Origin of the sequence: Pseudomonas sp. RA_35y_Pfl2_P32, from assembly GCF_963970735.1 — a bacterium.
Taxonomy (GTDB): Bacteria; Pseudomonadota; Gammaproteobacteria; order Pseudomonadales; family Pseudomonadaceae; genus Aquipseudomonas.
Genome location: NZ_CAXAQF010000186.1, coordinates 1 through 536, shown reverse-complemented (window position 1 = coordinate 536; position 536 = coordinate 1). Strand labels below are relative to the sequence as shown.

Below are 536 nucleotides of genomic sequence, written 5' to 3'. Positions count from 1 at the left end.
CGGACGAACATGGCCGCCCCTTCCTCGGCCAGGCTGCGGCGGTTGAGGAAGCCCGTCAGCGGATCCTTGGAGGCGAGCAATTGCGCACGTTCCTCAGCAGCGGTCCGTATCGCCACTTCATGCGCCAACTCGCGGTGGCGACGCCACCCGAACAGGATCAGCGCGACGTTGAGCAGCAAGGCGATGACGAGTGTCTGGTCGGGGCCGGGGCCATCGTTGAAATAGCGTTGGATCGTCGACGATAGCGCTGCACTGCCGGTGACGACGAACAACAGAATCGCAGCCACCGTGATAGCGCCGTTCAAGATGTCGTGGCGTTCGGCGGGCACCCGTGTGCCCTGCTCGCTCGTTTCGCCAACCCTCGACTCGGCCATCATGCTGTCTTTCGCCCCAACGCTTTCCCGGTTCGTGTCCATCCCCCGCTACCCGTGTCGATCTAGTTAATCCCCATATAATAAACCAAAAAAAAGATGCGGTAGGGGCAACCTCAATCGCTCCTGTTCAGGTGCGTGAAGGCTGCCCAACGGGGCTACGCC

1 protein-coding gene is annotated in these 536 nt (G+C 61.6%); it reads right to left on the bottom strand.

The genetic code is table 11. The features are described 5' to 3' along the window. Positions 1-416: hypothetical protein (locus tag AACY45_RS27780; protein ID WP_339548680.1), on the bottom strand; the 416-nt coding region annotated here is incomplete at its 3' end. Positions 417-536: the final 120 nt, after the last annotated feature.